A 3,599-nucleotide genomic window follows, 5' to 3' on the forward strand; every position below is an offset into this window, starting at 1 on the left:
CGGATTCGACCCGAACGTCAACCGCACTCCCGCCCGGCAGTGCAATGCCTTCCTCGGCTTGTGCTCTGCACTCAATGCACCGCAGATTACTGGCGACACAGTGTTTCTATCGAGTCTGCCGACTTCCGGTTGCTCGGGAGGCGCCTATGCGTTCTACAACAACAGCGTGGCGCCCTTGTGCCTGAAACTGCCCGACCCCGTAGGCAATGAGAACACTCGGTATTCCGCCGATTACATTTCCTACATAGTCAGCCTCGCCAACAGCAACGGCACCCGTGACTTCACCACGGGGGCGATTCCCAACGATTACCGGATGAACGTGGCGCGCAACGTTTCCACCGCACTGGTGAGCAGCAACCGCACCTTGCGCATGGGCCTGTCGACATTCAATCCGGCGACCAGCAGCAACCCGGGCAACGGCGGTTTCATCGCCCGCTCGATCACCGATTTGTCACCCGTCGCGGGCAGCGTCACCCAGGCCCAGGCAGACACCAACTACAACGCGCTGATCTCATCGATCAACGGCTTGAACGCCGTGGCCAACACGCCATTGGCCGAGAGCTATTACGAAGTCACCCGCTACATGCGTGGCTTGGCGCCTTACTACAACGGCACACCGGCGACCTATACCAGTCCGATTCAATACCGCTGCCAGAAAAACTACGGCGTGGTGATTACCGATGGCTTGCCGACCTATGACCGTACCTTCCCGACCAACGATCCGCTGGGAGGCAGTCGCTTACCGAACTGGGATGGCGTGAATAACGATGGCGACAACCTCAACGGTGACGGTGAAGGTGACACTCTGTATCTGGATGACATTGCCAAATTCGCCTTCGACATCGACATGCGCTCGACCGGCACCGATGCCGCCGGCAAGAGCTGGAACGCGGTGGATTTTCCCCGGCAGAACATGAACACCTACACCGTGGGTTTCGCGGCGGATAACGATATGTTGTCCGACGCCGCCAGTTACGGGCAGGGCAGGTATTACCAGGCGACCGACAGCTCCGGGCTCAATGCGGCGTTATCGTCGGCACTGAGCGATATCACTTCCAAGGCCGGCTCCGGTGGTGCCGGTGTTGCCAGCAGCAGTACGTTGACCAGCGGCAGCAGTTTCTACCAGACCACTTACGATCCCAAGGATTGGCGCGGCACGATCAGGTCGTTCGGCTTTACCTCGACCGGCACGGTAAATACCTCGGCGGCGCAATGGTCGACCGACACCACCATCGTGCCCTCTGCCACAGCGCCGACTTTCCAGTCATGGAACACCTTGAGCAACACGCCCATTGCGCTGGCATTCGGCAGCTTTTCCCCGGCCCAGCAGAACACGTTGAATCAGGGCCTGCCCACCGGTATCAGCGGCACTGAACTGGTGGAGTGGAGCAAAGGGACCAACAGGGCCGGGCTCAAAGTGCGCACTGCGCTGCTGGGCGACATCATCAATTCGCCGCTGGTACTCGCGTCGCCTTCGGACAAGACCGCATCCGACTTGACGGGTGACAGCAGTTACACCAACTACCTGACCACCAAGGCTGCGAACATGAATACCAGTCTGGTAGTGAACGCCAACGACGGTTTCGTCAATGTGATCAATTCGACGAACGGCACCCGCCGTTATGCCTACATGCCCTCCAGCGTGCTGCCTTCGTTGCGGCTGATTGCGGATACCAATTACGTCAACGGCGTCAGCCACAAGTTTCTCGTGGACGGTCAGGTCGGCGTGTTCGATGCGCAGGCTGGCCCCACCTGGAGAACGCTGGCCATTGGCGGAACGGGGGCTGGTGGCAAAACCTTCTATGGGCTGCAACTGTTCGATGCCTCGGCGGGCAATGTCATCAGGGCATTGTGGGAGGTCAGTGCGCCGGTCACTGCCAATACGTCGAACGCTTTCAATGACCTGGGTTACGCTTACGCCCGTCCGGAAGTGGCACGCTTGGCCAATGGTCGCTGGGCGACATTCATCGCCAATGGTTACGGCAGCAATTCGGGGGTTGCGGCTTTGTATGTACTGGATGCAATGGATGGTTCGCTGATCAGGAAAATCGTCATCGACAGCACGGAAACCAGCAACGGTCTGTCTTCGGTAAAACTCAGGGTCAATTCCTCGAACGTGGTGCAGGCTGCCTACGCTGGTGACCTGAAGGGGCGTATGTGGAAATTCGACTTGAGCGCACCCGGGGCAGAAAACTGGGGCGTGGCGTTTGCCGGCAAACCTCTGTTCATCGCCCCGGGTGGGGCAACGCAGCCGATCACTGCGCAACCGCTGCTGGCGGACAACCCCCAGGGCGGCAAGCAAGTGTTCTTTGGCACCGGCAAGTTCAACGAGACTGCCGACAAGACCAACAAGGATCTGCAAGCGTTCTATTCAATCTGGGATGCAGAGGGTGGGGCCGGACAAATCACCGTCAGCAGTTTGCAGGCACAGGCGATTACCGGCTCGTTCGCCGGCAGTTCCGGGCAGTTTCTGACCACCAGCCAGAATGAAACGACCTATCCGGCAGAGAAAGGCTGGTATCTGCCGCTGGTGTATAACAACGTGCTGACCGGCGAGCGCGTGATCAATCAGGCCAGTCTTGTGTTGGGGCGAGTTGTTTTCACCACTGCCAGCGTCGATACCACCGACCCGTGTTCGAGCTTTGGTACGGGCAGGTTGGTCGAACTCGATGCGTTCAACGGTAAGATGCTCAACTACGCCGTGATCGACACCACCGGCGACCGTTTGGTCGACAGCAACGATACGATATCCAGCGGCGTGATTTTTACCGGCGGCATTCCGACCCTGAACTTCATCTCTGCTAACGGCGAGCGCAAGGGCACGACTGACACCAGCGGCGCGGTCACGGTCATTGTGGAAAAGGGTGGCGGCGGCAGCCGTCGTATCATGTGGCGACAAATCCAGTAAGCGAGAATTTGAGGCATGCGCAGAACCAGCCGAGGTTTTACCCTGATCGAGATCATGATCGTCATCGCGATTATCGGGATCATCCTCACCATCAGCATCCCCAGCTACAACGAATACGTGAAGAAGGGCCGTCGCGCCGAAGTGGTCTCGCTGCTCTCGGAGCAGGCGCAGACCCTCGAACGCTTCTACACCCGCAACAATGTCTACACCGGCGTCACCGGACTGAGCGCGGGCAATGATTTCTACACCATCACCCCGACGCTGACCGACCAGACCTTTGTGCTGACCGCGACGCGTAAAACCGGCTCGGCCATGGCCACCGACAAGTGCGGGGATTTCACCCTGACCAACACCGGCGTGCGAAGCATGAACAACGCGACCACCGGAGTGACCGCCAAGGATTGCTGGGGCCGCTGACGCACTCTTTTTCGGGCGCCTTTTGCGCCCACTGTCTTTTTACGGTTGGATCAAACATGACCAGGCAACAGCAAGTGGTGATTGTCGGCGGCGGGGTGATTGGCCTGCTCACTGCCTACAATCTCGCCTCCGAAGTGCGCAGCGTGGTGCTGCTGGATCGCTCGAATGTCGGCCAGGAATCATCCCGGGCTGGCGGCGGCATCGTCTCGCCGTTATACCCGTGGCGCTACAGTCCGGCAGTCACCGCGCTGGCGCATTGGTCGCAGGATTTTTA

The 3,599-nt window shown here is 59.2% G+C and carries 3 protein-coding genes; all 3 read left to right on the forward strand.

Annotation, left to right across the window (positions count from 1 at the left end):
* On the forward strand, positions 1-2,908 hold a 2,908-nt coding region (locus OQK_RS15160; RefSeq protein WP_038860977.1), incomplete at its 5' end, for a pilus assembly protein.
* Positions 2,909-2,923: 15 nt separating this feature from the next.
* Entirely contained in the window at positions 2,924-3,325 is a 402-nt protein-coding gene (locus OQK_RS15165; protein WP_016773135.1) for a type IV pilin protein, read from the forward strand.
* Between the two features lie 56 nt (positions 3,326-3,381).
* A partial coding sequence (locus OQK_RS15170) for an FAD-dependent oxidoreductase (RefSeq protein ID WP_038860978.1) occupies positions 3,382-3,599 on the forward strand: 218 nt, incomplete at its 3' end.

The organism is Pseudomonas sp. R62 (genome assembly GCF_000257605.1).
GTDB classification, from domain to species: Bacteria; Pseudomonadota; Gammaproteobacteria; order Pseudomonadales; family Pseudomonadaceae; genus Aquipseudomonas; species Aquipseudomonas atacamensis.